Source organism: Acinetobacter sp. LMB-5, assembly GCF_001541635.1.
Taxonomy (GTDB): Bacteria; Pseudomonadota; Gammaproteobacteria; order Pseudomonadales; family Moraxellaceae; genus Acinetobacter; species Acinetobacter pittii.
The window spans coordinates 53,424-75,050 of record NZ_LRDR01000001.1 but is presented as its reverse complement, the minus strand read 5'-3'; the positions used below and the strand labels follow the sequence as shown (position 1 = coordinate 75,050).

Sequence of the window (21,627 nt, the reverse complement as noted above, 5' to 3'; positions counted from 1 at the left end):
AGCCTCTATTGTCATATAGAGGGAAAATATAACTTATTATTTTCTACAGAACAGCCAAATTATAGGCAAGTAATAAATCTTATTCGAAATCATTATATTTATACGCTTCTACTTATTGGGAAAGTTGATGAATTGGCTGATTATATATGTCATTTAAGCAGCATAATCTGTAAACTATGCGCTATTTTTACGATTTTGCTTATCTTCTATACTTACATAGCCTTCGATAAGCTTTTTGGACTTTTGAGATATTTCCTCTTATGAAAGCGTCACTCCGTTTACGACTTGATCAACTCTGTGATCGACATGAAGAACTTACTGCATTGCTTGCAGATGCTGAAGTGATCTCCGATAACAAACGTTTCCGTAAATTGTCTCGTGAACATAGTGATTTATCTGAAATTACCGAAGTTTGGGGCAAATACCGTCAAGCAGAAGAAGACATTGAAACTGCTGAAATGATGAAGTCGGACCCAGACTTTAAAGATATGGCAGAAGAAGAAATTCAAGCCAATAAAACATTGCTTGAAGAATTAGAAAGCCAGCTCAATATTTTGATGATTCCAAAAGATCCAAATGACTCTAATGCGGCTTATTTAGAAATCCGTGCTGGAACAGGTGGTGATGAAGCTGCGATTTTCTCTGGTGATTTGTTCCGTATGTACAGCAAATATGCCGAGACACAAGGCTGGCGTATTGAAGTCCTTTCTGAAAATGAAGGCGAGCATGGTGGCTTTAAAGAAGTTATTTGCCGTGTAGATGGTGATGGCGTTTACGGTCGCTTAAAGTTTGAAAGTGGTGCTCACCGTGTGCAACGTGTTCCAGCCACTGAATCACAAGGTCGTGTGCATACATCAGCGTGTACAGTTGCGATCTTGCCTGAAATTGATGTTGATACCAACGTTGAAATTAATCCGGCAGATTTACGTATTGATACTTACCGTGCATCTGGTGCAGGTGGTCAGCACATTAACAAAACCGATTCAGCGGTGCGTATTACTCACATTCCAACCGGCACAGTGGTTGAGTGCCAAGAAGAACGTTCACAGCATAAAAACAAAGCTAAAGCGATGGCATTGTTAGTATCGCGTTTAGAAAATGCAAAACGTGCAGCAGCCGACGCAGCAACTTCTGAGATGCGCCGTGATTTGGTTGGTTCTGGTGACCGTTCTGAACGTATCCGTACTTATAACTACCCACAAGGCCGTATGACGGATCACCGTATTAACCTAACTTTATATAAGTTAGACGCGATTATGGAAGGTGATTTAACTGAACTACTTGATAGCTTACATCGTGAATATCAGGCAGATCAGCTTGCGATGCTTGCACAGGAAAATGGCGGCTAATGAATATTGCTCAAGCGCTTGCAATTCGTGGTGAGCCTGACAGTTATGAACGGCAAGAAAATGCTTGGTTACTTGAGTATTTTCTAAAAATCAATTCGCTTGAATTAAAGTTTAGACTTGAGCAAGAGTTAACTGCCCAACAAGAGCAAGATTACTTGGCTGGTCTAGAACGTATCCAAAATGGTGAGCCTTTAGCTTATGTGACGGGTTCACAGCCATTTTGGACGCTCGATTTAAAAGTAACGTCTGATACTTTAGTGCCACGTCCAGATACTGAAGTTTTAGTTGAAACCGTTTTAAATCTAAATTTGCCAAATACTGCAAATATTGTTGATTTGGGAACGGGAACAGGTGCAATTGCGCTTGCATTAGCAAGTGAACGTCCAGATTGGCAAGTCACGGCAACTGATATTTATGCGCCTACTTTAGAAGTCGCAAAAGAAAATGCACAAGCACATGATTTGCAACGTGTGAAATTTGCCTGCGGCGCTTGGTTTGACGCACTTGAACCACAAAAGTTTGATTTAATTGTTTCTAATCCGCCGTACATTGACCCTGAAGATGAACACATGCAAGCTTTGGCTACAGAACCACGCCGTGCATTGGTTGCAGATCATCAGGGACTGGCTGATATTGAAATTATTATTGCTCAAGGGAAAAACTGGTTAAAACCGCAAGGCTGGATTGCACTAGAGCATGGTTATGATCAGGGACAAGCAGTTCGAGATATTTTCACAGAGCATGGTTTTAGTGAGATTAAAACCATTCAAGACTATGGCCAAAATGATCGAGTCACTTTAGCATGCTGGATTTAAAATTACTTTTGTAGTGTATCTCGCCAACGTAATAACCAGTTTTCGATAAGTTTCATTAAGGTATCGGTTACTTTACCCAATAGCGCCAATAAAATAATTGCAATGATAACAATATCTGGTCGAGACGTTTCTCGGCCATCACTGAGTAAATAGCCAATCCCTTGAGTGGCTGCAATCAGTTCAGCTGCAATCATAAACATCCAAGACAAACTTAAGCTGTTGCGTAAACCCGTTAAAATGCCCGGAGAGGCTGCTGGTAAAATAATAGATATAATCCGCTGGAAAGCATTGAGCCGATAAACTTTTCCAACCTCAATGAGCTTTCTATCTACATTATGAGTTGCTGCAACTGTATTGGTATAGGTTGGAAAAAATGCTCCGATTGCAATCAATGTAATTTTAGAACCTTCGTCAATTCCTAACCAAAGCAATAACAGGGGAATCCAAGCAAGACTTGGGATCGATTTAATTGCTGAAAAAGTTGGTTCTAAATAAGCTTCTGCTTCTTTACTTAATCCAACCCAAATCGCAAAAATTAAACCTAAACCGCTTCCTATAATAAAGCCCAACAGAACACGCCATGTACTAATATAAATATGGGCAAACAGGTCGCTATGAGCTAAATCTAAAAAAGATTGCCATAAACTAGACGGTGTGGGGAGTAGATAAGCATCGATATAGCCATTTCTGACTAAAAACTCACAAGCCGTTAAAAAGATGAGTGGAATGAGTAGCGCTTTAAACCACCGTGTAAATTTGTGGTTTAGATGCTTTTTCTGAGATTTTAAAGCCTGCTGAGCTAAGAAGTGATTTAGCTCAGCTTTGTTAAGTGAATCACTCATATACTATTTCACGACTTTTTGAGCAAAACGTGGGTCTAGCAACTGATCAACCACTTGATTGACATTAGTGCCTTTTCTAACCAAATCTTCTTCAGTCAAAATTTTCCCAGAACGTTTTAGCGCTTGTGCTTGAGTTGCTGATGGAATGCTTTGATCAAAGTTGGTTCGGCTCAGTTGTAGTTTAGCCACAGGTAGGGGAAGTTTTGATTCTTGAGCTAAAAGTGCTGCCACTTTATCTGGATTGGCTTTTGCCCATTTTCGGGCTTGTTCGTAGGCTTTAATAACGGCTTCTACCGCTTCAGGGCTTTGCTTTGCAAAATCTTCTTTAACGCTCAGTACGCTATAGCTATTAAATCCAACATTACGATAAAGCAATTTTGCACCCGATTGAATTTGAGCTGAAGCCATTAAGGGATCAAGCCCCGCCCAAGCATCTACTTGGCCACGCTCTAATGCAGTTATTCCATCTGGGTGTTGTAGATGAACCAGTTGTACATCGCGTTTACTTAAGCCTACAGTGTCTAGTGCTTGTAGTGTAAATAAGAAAGGATCTGTTCCTTTGGTGGCTGCAATTTTTTTACCTTTTAAATCTTTCAGGCTTTTAATTGGTGAATTTTTTGCGATAACAAGCGCGGTCCATTCCGGTTGGCTTTGTACATAAACCGTTTTAATTGGACTACCATTCGCTCGACTTAATACAGCAGCTAATCCAGCGGTAGAAGCAAAATCGATGCTGTTACTGTTGAGATATTCTAATGAGCGGTTACTACCTTGACTAAAAACCCATTTAATTTGGGTATTTGGCAGTGCTTTTTCGAGAAGTTTTTGATCTTTAACGACTAAACTAGTTGGTGCATAGTAAGCATAATCAAGCTTAAGCGTAGTCGGAATTGCTGCAAAAGCAGATGAAGCAAATACAAACCCCAATGTTGATGCCAACAAAGTCTTTGGTAGAGAAAATTTTGATTTTAAAGACATGATAAAAATAAAACCGAAATGAAATAGGAGATCATCCTTTCACGTGTTTAGAGGCTTATGAACTTAGTTATTTTGATTTATAAATCAGTTTGAAAGATAAAAGTTTGAATAAAATGATAAATCACTGTTTTTATGAATATTATTAAGTTTTAAATAAAGCGTTTATCTGAAATATTGAATTTAAAATACATAAAGATCATAAGCTTAAGTTCTAAGCTTCATTTGATGTATATGTTATTGTTTGTGTCCAGTTAAATTATCTCGATATGCACCTGGGCTGACACCTGTCCATTTTTTAAAAGCACGGTGAAATGCACTTGGGTCATGGAAGCTTAAATCTTCACTAATATCTTGAATTGAGTCATTCGTTTTGCTTAAGCGTTGAACAGCAATATCACAGCGGATTTCATTTTTAATTTGTTGATAGCTTACACCTTCATGTTTCAGTCTACGTTGAACGGTGGCTTCTGAAATATTGAGTTGGTGAGCTACATCTTTAAGTTCGGGCCATTGTGCAGGGTGGAGTTTCAATAAATGGCGACGAATAAGTACACTCAGGGCATTTTCATTTTTAAAGCGAACTAAAAGATTTTGCGGAGTTTGCTCTAAAAAATCATAAAGCGCTTTTTTATCTTTCTTAATTTTAATATCTAAATAGTGGGCATCGAACTCAACTCGATTTATCTCAGCATTAAATTGAATATCTTCACCAAAACGAACTAAATAGTCCTGAATATCGTTTGGTTTAGCACAACGTACCATAATAGTATTTAAACCAATTCGCTGGTCTACCAACCAGCACATAAGTCCATGTACTAATATTAAAAAGGTTGCGTAGGTAAACATACGTTTAGGTTGTTCATGATCATGAATCACTAAATAAGCTTTTTCTTGTTCTCGAATGAGTTCTCCATGCATATCATCTAAAACAAAGTTAAAAAACTTCAAAATATCGTAGAGTGCTTTTTCTAAAGTTTCAGCCGTACTGACGAGTTTAGTCAGTAATTTATAGCTTCCACGCCGCATGGGGTGGCTATCCATCCCAAAAAACTCATCGTTCATGGCATTGGCAAGCTCTATCCACAATTGGGCATAGGTTGTAACAGGCACACGTGCCTTTGGAGACATCAGTAATTCAGCGGGGATGCCTGCTTTATTTAGAATTATTTGTATATTTAGGCCTTTGGCATAAGCCGCACTCAGTGCTTCATGTACTAGTGCAATCGAAATTGTGCCTTTACTTAAAGATGATTGGACAACCATGTCAAAGACTCATATTTTCTTCATATATTTCAAGTGAAATACTGCATATTTAAAATTTGGATTGATCAAAAGCTGCAAACATTTTGAGGCTTTTTGAAATTGTATCGGAAAACAACAACTTTTACTCTCACTACTAAGTTTAAAGAACATTTCTATAGGACATTACATAATGAAAATTCAAGGGAAACATTTTGTCATTACAGGTGGTGGCTCTGGTTTGGGTGCTGCAACAGCTGAGTATTTAGTCCAACAAGGTGCTTCAGTTACCTTGGTAGACATGAATGTAGAAGCAGGTGAGCAACAAGCAAAACAGTTGGGGCCAAAAGCTGACTTTGTAAAACTTGATGTGGCCGATGAAGTTGCTGCTGAACAGTTCTTTAAGGATGTTTTGACAAAACATGGTCATTTGCATGGTTTGGTGAACTGTGCGGGTATTGGCCCTTCTGCGAAAGTAGTGGGTCGTGAAGGTGTACATGATTTGGCATTATTTTCAAAGACTTTAAATATTAATGTTACAGGTACATTTAACATGCTGCGTTTTGCAGCAGATGCAATGAGTAAAAACACGGTTGAAGAAGGTGAAGAAGACCGTGGAGTGATTGTAAACACTGCGTCTGTAGCAGCATTTGATGGTCAAATTGGTCAGGCAGCTTATTCGGCATCAAAAGGCGCTATTGTTGCGATGACATTGCCGATTGCTCGTGAGCTTGCGCGACATGCTATTCGTATTATGACCATTGCGCCGGGAATTATGGAAACCCCAATGCTTAAGGGGATGCCACAAAATGTACAGGATGCTTTGGGACAAATGGTGCCGTACCCATCTCGTTTAGGAAAACCAGAAGAGTTTGCTCGTTTGGTGGCACATATTGCTGAAAACTCTTACTTAAATGGTGAAGTCATCCGTCTAGATGGTGCAATTCGTATGGCAGCAAAATAATAAAAATAAGGATGCTGAAATGATCTTAAATGCTGAACAAAGTATGGTTCAGGAGATGATGCGTAACTATGCGCAAAATCAGTTAAAACCAACTGCTGCACATCGCGATAAAACTCATGAATTTCCAGCTCAGGAACTCAAAGATTTAGGTGCACTAGGCGCTATGGGGATGACCGTGCCCGATGAATGGGGCGGTGCCGGAATGGACTATGTATCTTTGGTACTCGCAATTGAGGAAATTGCCGCAGGAGATGGTGCTATTTCGACAATTGTAAGCGTACAAAACTCTTTGATTTGCGGTATTACACTGGCATACGGTTCAGAGCAGCAAAAACAAACCTATTTGCCAAAATTTGCCTCTGGCGAATGGCTAGGATGCTTTTGTTTAACTGAGCCACATGTCGGTTCCGATGCGAGCGCGATTTTATGTAAAGCTGAGCGCGATGGCGACCATTGGGTGCTCAATGGCGTAAAACAATTTATCACCAGTGGTAAAAATGCCCAAGTGGCTTTGGTGTTTGCGGTCACCGATAAACAAGCGGGCAAAAAAGGAATCTCATGTTTTCTTGTACCGACCAATATACAAGGTTACTTGGTCACTCGTATTGAAGACAAAATGGGCCAACATGCTTCAGATACAGCTACTATTACTTTTGAGGACTGCCGAATTCCTATAGAAAATTTGGTGGGACAAGAGGGTGAAGGTTATAAAATTGCATTATCTAATCTAGCGGCTGGACGTATTGGTATTGCAGCTCAATCGGTTGGAATGGCAAGAGCTGCTTTTGATGCTGCTGTCCAATACGCAAATGAGCGTAAAGCTTTTGGAGTCGAATTAGTTCAGCATCAGGCGGTTGGTTTCCGTTTAGCTGATATGGCGACCCAGATTGAAGCTGCGCATCAGTTGGTTTTGCATGCTGCAACTTTAAAAGATGCTGGGCTGCCTTGTTTAAAAGAAGCCTCAATGGCAAAGCTATTTGCATCTACTATGGCTGAGCGAGTGTGTTCGGATGCAATCCAGATTCATGGTGGTTATGGCTACGTGAGTGATTTCCCTGTAGAGAGAATTTATCGCGATGTTCGTGTAAGTCAGATTTATGAAGGTGCTTCTGATATTCAACGCTTGGTGATTGCTCGTGAAGTGGCTCAAGTTTAAATATTAGATTTTTAAAAAATGTCGTTGACTGCAAAAAAACCGCAATTGTTATGCGGTTTTTTTGCAATTAAATGAATCTCGCTTTTTAATGATTAAATTTGGGCTTTGACTTCTTCACCAATCAAATAAAAAGTTCCACCTGCAATATAGTGCAGGCTGCGAAGTTCTTTTGGTGCATCTTGAAAATGCCAGTGCCCATCTCTAAAAACGCGGCTATCTGCCCATGCACCCACAACAGAACCAATAAATAAATCATGAGCCGACTGATTATGAGGTTCTGGAATAAGTTTACAGACAAGCCATGCAATGCAACCTGATACAAGCGGGCTAGTAAGACCTTCTTGATAAAATAGTTCAACACCACAATGCTCAAGTTTTTGTGGATCATCCAACTTACTAATGGTTCCAAGTTGATGAGTCAGATCAAGCTGTGCATAGCAAGGAACTTGTAGTGTGAAATAGCCACTTTGCTCAACGAGCTGTCGGGTTTTAGTACTTTTGTCGAGAACAACGGAGACTTTGGCTGGTTTGAACTCTAAGGCACATGCCCAAGCGGCAGCCATTACATTACGGTCGTCACCATGTTGTGCAGAAACTAGGACAGTTGGACCATGATTTAACAAACGATAAGCTTTTTCTAACTCTACAGGTGCAATATATGATTGGGTCATATTTAGCCTAAGTAATAAAGAAAATAGATATTTCTATTGTTGCAGAAAGCTTGATAGATGCAATGTTGGCAAATAAGCTTTATTAGAATAAAAAAGTTGTTTCTATTTTATAGCTTTCATAATAACGAACTTAGTCATAAAATCATTTCGCTTCTAAGTGAAAGGATTAACGCGTGACCGAGCTTCAAGATATCGATTTTGTAGAGTTAAGTGATGAAGAAATGCATCTCTATAGCCGTCAGATTTTACTTGATGGATGGGATATTGAAGCTCAGGAAAAACTCAAACTTGCTAATGTACTGATTGTCGGTGCTGGCGGAATAGGATGTAGTAGTGCAGAGCTACTAGCGCGAGCAGGGGTTGGGAAAATTACACTGATTGATGCGGATACGATCGAGATAAGTAACTTACAACGTCAGATCGCATTTGGTCATGAAGATGTTGGTCGCTATAAAGCAGAAATTCTAGCTAAACGGTTACAGAAAATTAACCCTTATATCTGTGTTGAATACTATAACGAACGTTTAGACGAACATAACATTGATAGACTGGTTGAACACCAAGATGTGGTTTTAGATGGCTGTGATAATTTTACAACTCGCTATTTGGTAAACGCAGCTTGTAAGAAACATCAAGTCGCATTAATTAGCGCTTCAGCAATTGGTTTTCAGGCGCAAATGTTCATGGTTGAAGGAGATTCAGCTTGTTATGAATGTCTTTTTCCGAAAGAACAGCATAGCAATGAAGGGCTGCGCTGTGCAGAGTCAGGGGTACTTGCAACTACTCCTGTAATGATAGCGTCATTACAAGCACATCACACTTTGCTATATTTAGGGTTAAATCGTACACCTTTAAAGCAGAAACTATTATTGTGGGATGGTTTAAATATGACACAACGTATTGTTAGTTTTGATAAAGATGTAAATTGCCCACTTTGTCAGGCAAGCTAATCAGTAAATTAAACAAAATTTGCTACACTCAACCTGAATGATTTGGTTTTGAAGAAATATGAAAAAAAATATTTTGTTTGATGGGTTACGCTCCGTCGCCCGCATTGGTGAAACAGCAGTGGTTGCGGCCAAAGCTGGAATTAAATACGCAACTGAAAAACCAAGTAATGCCAAACTCATGCGAGAGACTTTTGAGTCACTTGGTTCAACTTATATTAAGCTTGGTCAGTTTATTGCGAGTACACCATCACTTTTCCCGAGAGAATATGTAGAAGAATTTCAAGGTTGTTTAGACCAGACTCCAACTCTGCCATTTAGCTATATTCAAGGCGTGCTTGCATCTGAGTTTGAAGGGCGTGATTTAAGCCAGATTTTTAGCTATATCGATGAAAAGCCATTAGCTTCTGCATCAATTGCTCAGGTTCACGCAGCTAAACTGACTACAGGTGAAGATGTCGTTATTAAAGTACAAAAGCCTGGCGTTGAAACCATTTTATATACAGACTTAAGTGTGGTGCATTGGGCTGCCAAGCTGCTTGAGCGTGCGGTACCAAAAATCAAATTTGCTGCTCTTTCAGAAATTGTTGATGAAATTAAAAGCCGTATGGTTCGTGAAGTCGATTTCATTGAAGAAGCACAAAACTTAGATGACTTTATTGAATATCTGAATATTTCGCAAAACAAAGCTGCGACTGCACCTAAGGTTTATCATCAGTTTTCTACACGTCGTGTTTTAACCATGCAACGCCTATACGGTGTGTCTTTGACGGACTTTAGTGTTGTAAAACAATATGCTAAAGATCCATCGCAAGTACTGATTACTGCCATGAATACATGGTTCGGTAGCCTCATGCTATGTAAGAGTTTTCATGCGGATTTACATGCTGGGAACCTAATGTTGCTTGAAGATGGTCGAATTGGTTTTATCGATTTCGGTATTGTGGGTCAGTTAAAGCCTGAAGTTTGGACAGCATGTATGGCCTTTATGGATGCCTTACAAAAAACTGATTATCAGGCAATGGCTGAAAACATGCTGAAAATGGGTATGACTCATAATAAAGTTGATGTTGATGTATTAGCACAAGATTTAGAACGCTTATTTAATGGCGTATTAATGTCTGATCCTCAACAAATTCTCGCTTCAAATCCAGCTGATTTAAACGATATCATGATGGATATGGTAGGGGTTGGTGAGCGCCACGGTATTAAATTCCCACGTGATTTTGCCTTGTTATTTAAGCAAATGCTTTATTTCGATCGTTTTATGCGCGTACTCGCACCATATACTGATATTTATGCAGACCAACGTTTGAAAATGGTTCAAAATATGGAACCTGCTTCGTTGTTAAAGCACTAAGGTCAGTTTAAATTTATGGATGCCATTATTATTGAAGGCTTGAAGGTTGAGACAGTGATTGGCTGTTTCAACTGGGAAAGACAAATTATTCAACCTTTAATGTTGGATTTAACCATCCATAATGATTTGAGCCGAGCAGCAGAGTCTGACAAACTTGAGGACACACTCAACTATGCCCAGATTTGTGAGTTATCGGCTCAAACCATTCAACAAGCTAAACCTGAATTAATTGAACATGCAGCACATCTTGTTTTGAAATGTTTGTTTGAAACCTTTCCAACAGTTGAAAAAATTACCATAACCATCCGTAAGCCCGCCATCATTGCAGAAGCTAATGCTGTAGGAATTCGTCTTGAACGCACCAGAAACAATTTTTGCGCTCGCTCTAGCGAGTAATTTAGACGCAGATCAGCACTTTACTTTTGCGTATACGCAATTAGCAACTTTGGGGAAAGTGCAGTTTTCATCTGTTTATCAAATTCCATGCCGAGATGGTATTGGAGATGATTATTGGAATTCAGCATGTCTATTAAAAAGCACTTTATCGTGTGACCAAATTGAATCTTTTTTAAAGCAACTCGAGTCAGATTCTGGGCGTGTTCGTCCATCGCATCATATCTCATTAGATGTAGATTTGATTGCATGGGGAAGTGATCTGGACCATATGCAATTTAATTCTAAAAAATTACCTTTGGCGCTTGATGTAAAAATTCCTTTATATGAACTTTGGTCTTGTGAAACCTTAAAGGCTGATAGCATGCTTTATCCAGTCGTTAATTTTAAAGTTTAAAGGCTTTCACACTAGATTTTACGCAAACTTTACGCGGTCTTTAATTTCCTCAATAGAGAATTTACGGGCATTTTATCCATACTGAAATTCACTAAATTAGTGTTATTTCAGGACAATAAAGATGCTTATAAATTCTCAAATGCGCATCTTGCATCAGTCTGGCATTGTCTTATGCGGACTTAAAACAAATGATATTTCTTCATCTCTCCTTATTTCCAGTTTGGCAAATCAAGCCAAGGGGTATAGAGGAGAATAGCCATGTTAGAACTTATACTTGTTTTATTTATTGCTATTTTTCTAGCATGGTGCCTCGGTAAATATCTATCCAAAGTGATGACAAATCAGCCGATGTGGGGTGATGGATTATTTCGCTGGATTGAAAATCCTGTTTTTCGCTTGTTAGGTATATCTCCACAACAACAAATGAACTGGAAACAATATTCGCTAGCATTTGTTGTTAGCTGTATTTTTCTAGCTGTGGCCGTTTTTGCTATTTTTATGACACAAGCATGGCTACCATTAAATCCAAATCATGCACCAAATATGAGTTGGGATTTAGCATTACACACGGTTATTTCATTTTTAACTAATACCAATCAACAGCATTATTCTGGGCAAGCTCAATTATCTTATTTGTCGCAAATGACAGGTATTGTGGGCTTGCAAGTCATTACTCCAATGATGGGGCTGGCTTTGGTGGTCGCGACCTTAAGAGCTTTCTTTTATCAGCGCCCAAGCCATATTGCAGCCGATGTTGCCGAGCAGCCAGACCAAATTTTAATTGGGAACTATTGGGCAGATGTAATTCGCCCTACAGTCCGATTCTTGCTTCCTCTCTGTTTTGTCTGGTCTTTATTGCTCAATAGCCAAGGCGTACCAGCGACTTTCCAAGGCGGGCCAGAAGTACAGCTGATTGATAAAGCCAATACAGTTCAAACCCAAAAAATTCCTTTAGGCCCAGTTGCACCAATGGTAGCGATTAAGCAATTGGGCAGTAATGGTGGCGGTTGGTATGGTCCAAATAGTAGTGTGCCTTTAGAAAATCCAACACCACTTTCTAATTTATTAGAAATGATTGCGATATTACTCATTCCACTTACCGTGATTTTTATGGTGGGACATTTTACCCAGCGTAAAAAGTTTGCTTACTTTGTGTTTGGCAGCATGCTTTTCATGTCGATTATTTCAGGTGCAGCGGCTGTCTGGTCTGAGAGTATGTCATCGACAGCATCTCAACTTGCCGTAATGGAAGGTAAAGAACAACGTTTTGGACCAGCCGCATCAGCAGTTTGGGCAGCGATCACTACGCAGGTGAATAACGGTTCGGTCAATATGATGCATGATTCTTCTGCACCGCTTACCGGTTTAGTCGAACTCATTAACATGCTGATTAATGCGATTTGGGGTGGTGTGGGCTGTGGTCTGCAACAGTTTATGATTTATCTATTACTTGCAGTATTTATTGCAGGTTTAATGACAGGTCGTACTCCAGAGTTGTTTGGACGCAAGATTGAAGCCGCAGAAATTAAGTTACTCGCGATTATTATTTTGATTCAACCTTTAGTCATTCTTGCATTTACCGCATTAAGCCTCAGCATTCCAGGCATATCTGGAATTAGTAATCCAGGACCACATGGTATTAGCCAAGTGTTCTACGAATATGTCTCTGCATTTGCCAACAATGGTTCAGGTTTTGAAGGTCTTGGAGACAACACTGTATGGTGGAATGTTACTTGTAGTATCGCTCTACTGTTAGGACGTTTTCCAACATTAATTTTGCCATTAATGATTGCAACACGTTTAGCAGCAAAAAGAAAAGCACCCGAAACAGCAGGTAGTCTTCAGGTTGAAACTCCAACCTTTGCTTTAACGCTGATTACGATTGTTGTGTTGCTTACCTTATTACAATTTATGCCAGTTCTTGTCCTTGGGCCTATTGCCGATCAACTTTTGTTGGTTAAAGGCTAAGGAGGCGAGTGAAAATGAATACACAAACTCATGTAAATAGCCATAAACAAACCATGGCAGTGCCAAATTTTGAAGTTTGGAAAAATGCATTTGTGAAACTGCTACCGCAGCATGCAATTAAAAATCCTGTGATGGCAATCGTATGGCTTGGAACAGTGGTTACAGGCATTAGTACAATCTTAGGTTACACCACGCTGTTATTTGGTTTAGTGGTTACAGCAATTCTGTTTATTACCATTTTATTTGCTAACTATGCCGAAGCAGTTGCAGAGGCTAGAGGCCGTGGGCAGGCATCTTCACTACGTGCAGCAAGAGAAAATTTAACGGCTCGAAGACTCAACTCTTTGACAGACCGTCAAGCGACTCAAGTTGCAGCGACCGAACTTCATTTAAATGATTTCATTGAAGTACATGCAGGTGAGCTTGTTCCAGCCGACGGTGAGATTGTAGAAGGCTTTGCAACTATTAATGAATCGGCTGTTACAGGTGAGTCGGCACCTGTGCTACGTGAAGCTGGAACAGACCGTTCAGGTGTTATTGGCGGAACCAAAGTACTTACAGATCGTATTGTTGTGCAAGTGACAGCTGAATCTGGTCAAAGTTTCTTAGACCGTATGATTGCTTTGGTTGAAGGCTCAAATCGCCAGAAAACTCCGAATGAGATTGCGCTTGGCTTCTTGTTAATGGTGATGACAATCACGTTTTTAATTGTCGTGATTAGCTTGCCATTTATTGCCAAGTATTTGCATGTTGAACTTGATCCAGTTGTGCTCGTGGCATTATTGGTCTGCTTGATTCCTACAACCATTGGTGGCTTGTTACCTGCGATTGGGATTGCGGGGATGAACCGTGCACTCAAAGCCAATGTTTTGGCGAAATCAGGTAAAGCTGTAGAGGTCGCGGGTGACATTGATGTGCTCTTACTCGATAAAACAGGAACCATTACTTATGGTGACCGTCAAGCGACCTCTTTTTATCCTTTAACTTCGGTAACCGAGTCTGAGTTGAGAGCTGCTGCTTGGGTAAGTTCACTTGCCGACCCAACACCAGAAGGAAAATCGATTGTTAAGTTAGCAAAAGAGCAAGGTCTAAAACAGCAAGAACCTGAGCAAGCCGAATTTATCTCTTTTAGTGCTTCGACTCGAATTTCCGGTGTGAATTTACCTAATGGTGACCAAATTCGTAAAGGTGCTTTAGATGCGATTTTGAAGTTTGTAGATGAAGATTATTCTCAAGATTTAGAGTTAAAAGCACGTGTTGAACAAGTTGCTAAAAAGGGTGCGACACCATTGGTTGTCGCAAATCAACATCATGTATTGGGTGTGATTGAACTCTCAGATGTGATTAAACATGGCATTAAAGAACGTTTTGCTCGTTTAAGAGAAATGGGCATCAAAACCGTTATGGTCACAGGTGATAACCCATTAACTGCGGCCGCGATTGCTGCTGAAGCTGGTGTAGATGATTATATTGCCGAAGCAAAACCAGAAGACAAATTGGCTTGTATTCGCACCGAACAACAACAAGGTCGTTTAGTTGCGATGGTTGGTGATGGAACCAACGATGCACCAGCACTAGCACAAGCTGATATTGGCTTAGCCATGAATTCAGGCACACAAGCTGCAAAAGAAGCGGGCAACATGGTTGATTTAGACTCTGACCCGACCAAACTTCTTGCTGTGGTTGAGATTGGGAAACAGCAACTAATTACCCGTGGTGCTTTAACAACATTTTCGTTAGCAAACGACGTCTCTAAATACTTTGCCATCTTGCCTGCATTGTTCGCTGCTGCGATTCCACAAATGCAAGTATTGAATGTGATGCACTTAGCAAGTCCAAGCAGCGCGATTTTATCTGCATTAATTTTTAACGCGATTATTATTCCGCTATTAATTCCAATCGCACTCCGAGGCGTGAAATTTAAACCTTCAACTGCAACTCAGTTACTACGTCGAAATATGTTGATTTATGGGGTGGGCGGTGTAGTTCTACCATTCCTTGCCATTAAAGCAATTGATGTAGTGATTTTTCAATTATTTGGTTTGTAATCTGGAGTTTGAAATGAAAACTTATGTACAAAATTCAGAAGCAAATTTGGGTCAGACCTTAAGAGCATCTTTGGGATTATTAATTTTTACCTTAGTTGGCTGTGGCGGTGCTTATAGTGCGATTGCTACAGGTGCTGGGCAGGTGTTATTTAACAATCAAGCGAATGGTAGTTTGGTTGAAATAGATCATAAAGTTTTAGGGTCAAAATTAGTCGCTCAGCCATTTGTGGGAGAGGCTTATTTTCATCCACGTCCTTCAGCAGTCGCTTATGACCCGATGGCGATGGCAGGTACAAACTTAGCGCGTACTAATCCTGAACTACAGCAACAAATTGATGCTCAGATTCTTGCGGTGAAAAAACAAGATCACACAGGTAATACACCGATTCCAAGCGATTTAGTGACTAAATCGGGGAGTGGTATTGATCCGCATATTAGTCCTGAATCTGCTCAGTTACAGGTTGCTCGAGTGGCTCAAGCTCGTCATTTAGACCCTAAGATTGTGGAAGAGCTTTTGCAAAAGTATGTTGAGCCGAAGCAGTTTGGTGTATTGGGGCAAGCTCGTGTTAATGTATTACAGCTCAATATTGCTTTAGATCAATTACAATCTACACATTAACTTAAAAATAAAGTTGTTAGTTTACCGGATGATATCAAGTGCAAAGCAATCGCGAAAATCAGGCTGAGGCCTTATTAAATCATGTCAACAGATATCAAGCCGGTCGACTAACGGTCTTTCTCGGTGCGGCACCAGGTGTAGGAAAAACCTATGCCATGCTCGCCCGCGCCAAAGAATTATTTCAACAGGGCACAGATGTTGTTGTTGGTATTGTTGAAACCCATGGAAGAATAGAAACTCTAAAAATTTTGGAAGGGTTGCCTCAGATTACTAGAAAAGAAATGCAATATCAGGGGCATACTTTAGAAGAAATGGACTTGGATGCTATTTTACTTAGGCATCCGCAAATCGTTTTGGTTGATGAATTGGCTCATCGCAACGTCCCAAATAGTCGTCATGAACGACGCTGGCAAGATGTTAATGAGTTGCTAGACGCTGGTATTGATGTATTTACCACTATAAATATCCAACATTTAGAAAGCCTAAATGATGTGGTCTATCAAATTACAGGCATTCGAGTAAATGAAACGGTACCAGATCGGGTGTTTGACCGTATTCGGGACATTCGCTTAATTGATTTACCCGTTAGTGAGCTTATTGAAAGGCTTCATCAAGGAAAAGTCTATGTACCAGAGCAAGCAAATCTGGCATTACAAGGCTTTTTTAGCATTTCAAATTTAACGGCATTACGTGAACTGGCAATGCAATGCGTTGCTGAGCATGTCGATTCAGACTTAAAAGAGAGTTATGCCTCAAAGGGTTTGAAATCTATATCGTTGCAAAATGAATTGATGATTGCGATAGATGGGCAAGGCTCTTCTGAATATTTAGTGCGAGCAGGCTGTCGTTTAGCAGAACGTAATGGTGCCACATGGACTGTAGTAAATGTTGCTAAAAGTTTGGACTTTGGACAGAGTTCAGTGAGTTCTTATAAAAAAGAATATATTGAGATCGATCGTGCGTTTGAGTTAGCTCGGCAACTCGGTGGTCGAACAGAAGTTTTATATGGCCATCGAGTTGCGTCAGTGTTAATGGATGCCGCGGTTGACCGAGGAATTTCGAATCTAGTCATTGGCAAAAGTATTTCGCCGTGGTGGTTAACGTTATTTAAGAAAAATTTAGCTCAGCAATTATTAAATCAAGAAAACTCGATTGCTTTAACCATTTTGCACCCAGAACAGGGTACTAAAAAGATTAATCAGCTCAAAAAGCCTTCATTTTTATCATTAAAAGAAAGTGTTTTTGTTTTAGCTGTGACGTGCGGTAGCATTTTTCTAGCTCACTTCGCTGAAGTTCTATTTGGTATTGAAGACTTCTCTGTCATTTTTATTATTTCTGTTTTAATTGTAGCAACCAAAACTAGAATGCTCGCTGCTGTAGTGGCAGCCTTAATATGTTTTTTGGCTTATAATTTTTTCTTTATTGCACCGCGTTATACTTTTCAGATTTCAGCACACCAAGGGGTGGTCACCGTTGTTGCTTTTTTTGCAGCAGCTTTAATTGCCGGGCGTTTGGCTTCTCAGTTACGCCAGCAAGTTTTATCTTTAAAAGCTGCCAATGCCTACACCACTGTGATGCAAGATTTGGCACGTAAGCTTTCTAGTGCAGTAAACCTTGAAGAAGTCATGCAAACAGGACATATGACTTTAGAAACACAACTTCAAACTAAAGTGTGGATTTCGATTCGAGATAAAGTAATTTCTTCTGATATTGAGCTAAATGATAAAGAAAAAGTAGCCGCAGAATGGTGTTTGAAACACAAGCAGCCATGTGGGCGTTTTACCGATACGCTGAGTCAATCAAATTGGTGGTTTTTACCACTTTTAGAACAAAAAAATAGCTTAGGTATTGTGGGAATTTACTTTAAGGATGAAGTGGTTTCCTTAAATTTTGAGCAAAAGAAATTGACTGAAAGTGTAATCGAATATATTGCGCAGGCAGTACTTCGAACCCAATTGGTGAATGAGCTTGAACAAGCAAAAGTCACCAGTGAAACAGAGCGCTTACGTTCTGCTTTATTATCTTCGGTATCGCATGATTTACGCTCGCCACTCGCTTCTATTATTGGAGCAGCAGACACACTTGCCAATTTTAAAGCTGAAATGACAGAACAAGACCAACAAGATCTGCTTGAAACAATTCATTTAGAAGGTGAGCGCTTAGACCGTTATATTCAAAACTTGCTTGATATGACCCGTTTGGGACACGAAGGTCTAACTTTAAAAAGGGACTGGATTGGGGTGGATGAATTAATTGGTTCGGCAACCCGCCGTTTAAAGCGTTATAAACCAGATACGCAAGTGGTCGTTCAGTTACCTGAGCAACCGATTAGTTTGTATGTCCACCCAGCACTGGTAGAGCAAGCTATTTTTAATGTTTTAGAAAATGCGGCAAACTTTTCACCTCCAGATGAACCAGTCATGATTCGTACTCATCTTGTGTCAGAAGATGAAGTAAAAATAGAAATTGAAGATAAAGGTGCAGGAATCCCTGAAGACGAAAGACACCGCATTTTCGATATGTTTTATACGATGGAACGAGGAGACCGTGGAAAGTTTGGTACTGGTTTAGGGCTTACAATCGTAAAAGCGATTATTGGTGCTCATATGGGTACAATAGAAGCATTTTCAGGGCGCCAAAATAAAGGTACTTTAATTCAAATCAGATTACCCATTCACCCAGTAAAAGAATAAGTTGTAAATTCATGATAAGTTCCGAAACCTCACCTGTAGAAACACGTATTGTGATTATCGATGATGAGCCTCAAATCCGTAAATTTTTAGACATTGCTTTAAGAACCCAAAAATACAAAACCACGCTCTGCGAAACGGGTTACAAAGGCCTAGAGGCTTTGGCAACCCAAGGGGCTGATTTGGTTATTTTAGACTTAGGCTTACCCGATTTAGATGGAAAAGAAGTGCTTCAGGAATTACGTAGCTGGTCGAATGTTCCCGTTATTGTGTTATCTGTACGTGCTGATGAATATGAAAAAGTTACCTTGCTAGACGCAGGCGCAAATGACTACATGACCAAGCCTTTTAGTGTGCAAGAGCTTTTGGCGCGCATACGTGTCATTTTAAGAAATCAACCGATTCAGCAAGAAGCTCATGTGTATGACGATGGTTATCTCAAGGTTGATGTCATGCAACGTTTAGTTTGGATCGAGCAACAACCAATTACTTTAACTCGAAAAGAGTTTCAACTTTTGACACTATTAATGCGCTATCAAGGGCAGCTTTTAACACAGCCTCAGCTCTTAAAAGAGCTATGGGGACCCACCCATCAGGAAGATACGCACTATTTACGTATTTTAGTGGGCAAGTTACGCAGTAAACTGGGAGATAATGCGATTCAGCCACGTTATATTGCTACTGAACCAGGTGTTGGGTTACGTTTTTTAGCTAAACAGAAAAATCACTAATTAGATATAAAAAAACCTTAGGGTATTTCTCCCTAAGGGTTTGCAAAGTGGTTTATAGTTTTTTTGCTTTTTTTATTTATATATCCCAATGTTGTTCTGCTTCAGTCATTTGACTATAAATGTTTTGATATTCAGCCTGTTTAACCGTGTACCAGTGTTCTACAAAGTCAGCGCCTAAATATCCTTTTAAAATAAGACTTCCTTTAAATATTTTTAAGGCTTCCGGCTGATTGTTGGCTAATAAAATGTGCTCGTCTGGAAATTTTAAAAGATGTGCAGGTTTTGGTAGCGGTAACTTATGAGATAAGCCATAAGACGCGCCCGCTAAAATAGTCGCTGTAACTAGATAGGGGTTACAGTCAGCTCCAGCAACACGATATTCTAAGCGTTGATTTTGTACATCTGAGCATGGAATTCGGATTGCAACATTTCGGTTGTTAGTATCCCAATTGGCTTCTAATGGCACGTGATGACCAATTTTAAAACGTCTATAAGAATTAATATTAGGCGCTAAAATCGCCATAGATGCAGGCATTAACTCAATTAGGCCACTAATCGTGCTCAATAATTTGGCTGAAAGCTCATCTTTTTCTACTTCTGAACTAAATATATTTTTATGGTATTGATTAAGTATGCTCATATGAAAATGCATGCCACTACCAGCCTTTGCCAAGTTTGGTTTCGCCATGAAACAAGCGGTTAAGTCATGCTTTCTTGCCACTTGTTTTACAATTCTTTTTAAAGCATTAATTTGATCGCAGAGCTTTAAAATATCATGGCTGTGTTGAAGATTTAATTCGTATTGTCCAGGGGATGATTCCGCAACAATAGCGGTAATTTCAATAGATTGAAGTAGGGCTGCTTTCTCAACTTCATCTAGGACTTGCTGATAGTTATTCGGTGCATCTATATCGAAACATTGGTTTTCTATGCAGGTTTCAGACTGATGCTGAGGTGAGAAAAGGTAAAACTCTAGCTCGGCAGCCATGACAGGGAAATAATTATTAGCATTTAACTGATTTAATAATTTTTTTAATATATTGCGTGGTTCATAGCGACAGTCTGAACCATCTTCTTCTTGCATTGATAGGTAAAGCTGAGCATTTAATTCTGGGGATAAGGCACTTGGTTGCAAGCTGTCTAAAATGGGCAGGCAAAGTCTATCTGGTTCACCAATATATTTTCCCAAGCCTGTTTCTTCAATCACTTTTCCATCAAGGCTCATGGCATAAACAGAAAGAGGAAAATAACATCCATTAGATAGATTTTTCAGACTCTTAACGTCAATACGTTTACCACGAATATGCCCGTTTAAGTCATGTAGACAAATATCAATGTGTTGAGTGTGTGGATATAAACTTAAATATTCATCAACTTCTTTTAAAAAAAGATCTGATTGGAAAGTACCAGATTGTGTCGGAGGAATAAAATTATCTGATATTTTAAATGCCTTAAAGTGAGGATCTTTTAAGTTTAAATTTGGGTAAATAAGCGTACTCATTATAAAAAACCTTGGTGGTTATTTAGCTAAAATCCTAACGTAGTCTTTGACGTTAATCTCGTAAAAAAAGAGTAAAATGATGAAAGGTTTTTTTATAGGGTTTATTGTTTTTATTTATTAATAATCAATGTCTTGAATCTCATTTTTGCAATCAATTTTTAAAGTAAAATTAGCGTATAAGATCAGTTAGCGCATTATAAAATTCTACTGATTTCTCTTTTTAAAATTAAACAAAGCTAAAAATTTAAGCTTCTCATTTGGTGAGATGGTCAAACTGTTTTAAACTTAAATGCTTATCCAGTTAAACATTTATTTATAAATCTTGAATTGAGCAAGGCTTATATAGCACATGTACTGGAATTTTATTTTTTGCGTTTTTTAAATTTTATTTTTGAGTTTTCTTAATATGAAAAATATCGGTTTAGCCATTTTAGCAATCAGCCTTTCAGGTTGTGCTGCAATGAGCGTAGAAGAATGTAAGACTGCGAATTGGTCATTAGTGGGTGAGAAAGATGGTTCAAAGGGGTCTTCGCCACGTTTAGATCAATATTACAAAGCGTGTGGAAAAGCCAATATTGTTCCAGATCAAAAGTCATATGAACGTGGGTATAAAGAGGGCTTAGGGTATTATTGCCAGCCATCAAATATTTTTTATAATGCTTTAGAGGGTAACGGCAATATTAATGTATGCCCAGTTGAGCAGCGTAATCGTTTAAGACCTTATTATCGAGCAGCCTCAGATTACTACAATGCAAAAGCTGAATATGATCGTTATGACGAGAAGTTTAAGCAATATTCTGATAATGCTTACAACGAAAAATTAAAGCCAGAAGAGCGTGAGCGTTATCGTAAGCTTTTAAGAGAATTACAAATTGATCGTGACCGTATTAACAGAAACTATTGGAATTCAATTCGAGATATCGAACGTTTCAAATATGATCACGGCTTAAAATAATATT

At 39.3% G+C, this 21,627-nt stretch carries 19 protein-coding genes; 14 read left to right on the top strand and 5 right to left on the bottom strand.

Annotation, left to right across the window (positions count from 1 at the left end):
* Positions 1–260 precede the first annotated feature (260 nt).
* On the top strand, positions 261–1,349 hold the full coding sequence (prfA, locus tag AW165_RS00325; RefSeq protein WP_002119588.1) for a peptide chain release factor 1: 1,089 nt from the start codon (positions 261–263) through the stop codon (positions 1,347–1,349).
* The gene (gene prmC / locus AW165_RS00320) at positions 1,349–2,164 is read left to right on the top strand and encodes a peptide chain release factor N(5)-glutamine methyltransferase (RefSeq protein WP_060464667.1); all 816 of its coding nucleotides are present in this window, start codon (positions 1,349–1,351) and stop codon (positions 2,162–2,164) included. The genes prfA and prmC overlap by 1 nt, the downstream gene beginning before the upstream one ends.
* A 2-nt stretch (positions 2,165–2,166) precedes the next feature.
* Here prmC and AW165_RS00315 read toward each other — a convergent pair whose 3' ends face one another.
* The 3 genes from AW165_RS00315 to AW165_RS00305 all read right to left on the bottom strand — a co-directional run bounded on the left by AW165_RS00315 (position 2,167) and on the right by AW165_RS00305 (position 5,247).
* Positions 2,167–3,006 (bottom strand): ABC transporter permease, encoded by an 840-nt coding sequence (locus tag AW165_RS00315; protein WP_060464666.1) that lies wholly within the window; start codon positions 3,004–3,006, stop codon positions 2,167–2,169.
* Positions 3,007–3,009: 3 nt separating this feature from the next.
* On the bottom strand, positions 3,010–3,984 hold the full coding sequence (locus AW165_RS00310; protein WP_060464665.1) for an aliphatic sulfonate ABC transporter substrate-binding protein: 975 nt from the start codon (positions 3,982–3,984) through the stop codon (positions 3,010–3,012).
* A 234-nt stretch (positions 3,985–4,218) separates the two neighbouring features.
* Positions 4,219–5,247, bottom strand: coding sequence for an AraC family transcriptional regulator (locus tag AW165_RS00305; RefSeq protein ID WP_060464664.1), 1,029 nt, complete (start codon positions 5,245–5,247; stop codon positions 4,219–4,221).
* A gap of 169 nt (positions 5,248–5,416) precedes the next feature.
* On the opposite strand from AW165_RS00305, the gene AW165_RS00300 reads away from it, so the two are divergent.
* Complete coding sequence (locus tag AW165_RS00300) at positions 5,417–6,187, top strand: 3-hydroxyacyl-CoA dehydrogenase (protein ID WP_060464663.1); 771 nt, start codon at positions 5,417–5,419, stop codon at positions 6,185–6,187.
* 19 nt (positions 6,188–6,206) lie between these two features.
* Positions 6,207–7,343, top strand: coding sequence for an acyl-CoA dehydrogenase family protein (locus AW165_RS00295; protein ID WP_060464915.1), 1,137 nt, complete (start codon positions 6,207–6,209; stop codon positions 7,341–7,343).
* A gap of 92 nt (positions 7,344–7,435) precedes the next feature.
* Here AW165_RS00295 and AW165_RS00290 read toward each other — a convergent pair whose 3' ends face one another.
* The gene (locus AW165_RS00290) at positions 7,436–8,014 is read right to left on the bottom strand and encodes a flavin reductase family protein (protein ID WP_060464662.1); all 579 of its coding nucleotides are present in this window, start codon (positions 8,012–8,014) and stop codon (positions 7,436–7,438) included.
* 173 nt (positions 8,015–8,187) lie between these two features.
* Here AW165_RS00290 and AW165_RS00285 point away from each other — a divergent pair, with 173 nt between their 5' ends.
* The 9 genes from AW165_RS00285 to AW165_RS00245 all read left to right on the top strand — a co-directional run bounded on the left by AW165_RS00285 (position 8,188) and on the right by AW165_RS00245 (position 19,167).
* Entirely contained in the window at positions 8,188–8,964 is a 777-nt protein-coding gene (locus AW165_RS00285) for a HesA/MoeB/ThiF family protein (protein WP_032054155.1), read from the top strand.
* 58 nt (positions 8,965–9,022) lie between these two features.
* Positions 9,023–10,321 carry an ABC1 kinase family protein gene (locus AW165_RS00280; RefSeq protein ID WP_005306693.1) on the top strand — a complete coding sequence of 433 codons (1,299 nt, stop codon included), beginning with the start codon at positions 9,023–9,025 and terminating at the stop codon, positions 10,319–10,321.
* Between the two features lie 15 nt (positions 10,322–10,336).
* Complete coding sequence (folB, locus tag AW165_RS00275) at positions 10,337–10,717, top strand: dihydroneopterin aldolase (protein WP_060464661.1); 381 nt, start codon at positions 10,337–10,339, stop codon at positions 10,715–10,717.
* Complete coding sequence (locus tag AW165_RS00270; protein ID WP_060464660.1) at positions 10,674–11,111, top strand: 2-amino-4-hydroxy-6-hydroxymethyldihydropteridine diphosphokinase; 438 nt, start codon at positions 10,674–10,676, stop codon at positions 11,109–11,111. The genes folB and AW165_RS00270 overlap by 44 nt, the downstream gene beginning before the upstream one ends.
* Positions 11,112–11,369: 258 nt before the next feature.
* Positions 11,370–13,079 carry a potassium-transporting ATPase subunit KdpA gene (gene kdpA / locus AW165_RS00265; protein ID WP_060464659.1) on the top strand — a complete coding sequence of 570 codons (1,710 nt, stop codon included), beginning with the start codon at positions 11,370–11,372 and terminating at the stop codon, positions 13,077–13,079.
* An 8-nt stretch (positions 13,080–13,087) separates the two neighbouring features.
* On the top strand, positions 13,088–15,127 hold the full coding sequence (gene kdpB / locus AW165_RS00260; RefSeq protein WP_081309259.1) for a potassium-transporting ATPase subunit KdpB: 2,040 nt from the start codon (positions 13,088–13,090) through the stop codon (positions 15,125–15,127).
* Between the two features lie 13 nt (positions 15,128–15,140).
* Entirely contained in the window at positions 15,141–15,746 is a 606-nt protein-coding gene (gene kdpC, locus AW165_RS00255; protein ID WP_060464657.1) for a potassium-transporting ATPase subunit KdpC, read from the top strand.
* Positions 15,747–15,784: 38 nt separating this feature from the next.
* Positions 15,785–18,439, top strand: a complete 2,655-nt coding sequence (locus AW165_RS00250; RefSeq protein WP_060464656.1) for a sensor histidine kinase — start codon at positions 15,785–15,787, stop codon at positions 18,437–18,439.
* An 11-nt stretch (positions 18,440–18,450) separates the two neighbouring features.
* The gene (locus AW165_RS00245; protein ID WP_017480855.1) at positions 18,451–19,167 is read left to right on the top strand and encodes a response regulator; all 717 of its coding nucleotides are present in this window, start codon (positions 18,451–18,453) and stop codon (positions 19,165–19,167) included.
* A gap of 76 nt (positions 19,168–19,243) precedes the next feature.
* Here the strand turns inward: AW165_RS00245 and AW165_RS00240 are convergent, their stop codons facing one another.
* A complete protein-coding gene (locus AW165_RS00240) occupies positions 19,244–20,668 on the bottom strand; it encodes a glutamine synthetase family protein (protein WP_060464655.1) in 1,425 nt (474 codons plus the stop codon).
* Between the two features lie 406 nt (positions 20,669–21,074).
* Between AW165_RS00240 and AW165_RS00235 the strand changes: the two genes are divergently transcribed.
* Positions 21,075–21,623 (top strand): DUF2799 domain-containing protein, encoded by a 549-nt coding sequence (locus AW165_RS00235; protein ID WP_002132149.1) that lies wholly within the window; start codon positions 21,075–21,077, stop codon positions 21,621–21,623.
* Positions 21,624–21,627: the final 4 nt, after the last annotated feature.

Excerpts from the sequence above, each read along its gene's own strand:
- AW165_RS00280 (WP_005306693.1), top strand. The coding sequence starts at position 9,023 with ATGAAAAAAAATATTTTGTTTGATGGGTTACGCTCCGTCGCCCGCATT.
- AW165_RS00300 (WP_060464663.1), top strand. The coding sequence starts at position 5,417 with ATGAAAATTCAAGGGAAACATTTTGTCATTACAGGTGGTGGCTCTGGT.
- AW165_RS00305 (WP_060464664.1), bottom strand. The coding sequence starts at position 5,247 with ATGGTTGTCCAATCATCTTTAAGTAAAGGCACAATTTCGATTGCACTA.
- AW165_RS00235 (WP_002132149.1), top strand. The coding sequence starts at position 21,075 with ATGAAAAATATCGGTTTAGCCATTTTAGCAATCAGCCTTTCAGGTTGT.
- AW165_RS00295 (WP_060464915.1), top strand. The coding sequence starts at position 6,207 with ATGATCTTAAATGCTGAACAAAGTATGGTTCAGGAGATGATGCGTAAC.
- folB (WP_060464661.1), top strand. The coding sequence starts at position 10,337 with ATGGATGCCATTATTATTGAAGGCTTGAAGGTTGAGACAGTGATTGGC.
- AW165_RS00310 (WP_060464665.1), bottom strand. The coding sequence starts at position 3,984 with ATGTCTTTAAAATCAAAATTTTCTCTACCAAAGACTTTGTTGGCATCA.
- AW165_RS00290 (WP_060464662.1), bottom strand. The coding sequence starts at position 8,014 with ATGACCCAATCATATATTGCACCTGTAGAGTTAGAAAAAGCTTATCGT.
- prfA (WP_002119588.1), top strand. The coding sequence starts at position 261 with ATGAAAGCGTCACTCCGTTTACGACTTGATCAACTCTGTGATCGACAT.
- AW165_RS00315 (WP_060464666.1), bottom strand. The coding sequence starts at position 3,006 with ATGAGTGATTCACTTAACAAAGCTGAGCTAAATCACTTCTTAGCTCAG.
- prmC (WP_060464667.1), top strand. The coding sequence starts at position 1,349 with ATGAATATTGCTCAAGCGCTTGCAATTCGTGGTGAGCCTGACAGTTAT.
- kdpC (WP_060464657.1), top strand. The coding sequence starts at position 15,141 with ATGAAAACTTATGTACAAAATTCAGAAGCAAATTTGGGTCAGACCTTA.
- AW165_RS00245 (WP_017480855.1), top strand. The coding sequence starts at position 18,451 with ATGATAAGTTCCGAAACCTCACCTGTAGAAACACGTATTGTGATTATC.
- kdpA (WP_060464659.1), top strand. The coding sequence starts at position 11,370 with ATGTTAGAACTTATACTTGTTTTATTTATTGCTATTTTTCTAGCATGG.
- AW165_RS00240 (WP_060464655.1), bottom strand. The coding sequence starts at position 20,668 with ATGAGTACGCTTATTTACCCAAATTTAAACTTAAAAGATCCTCACTTT.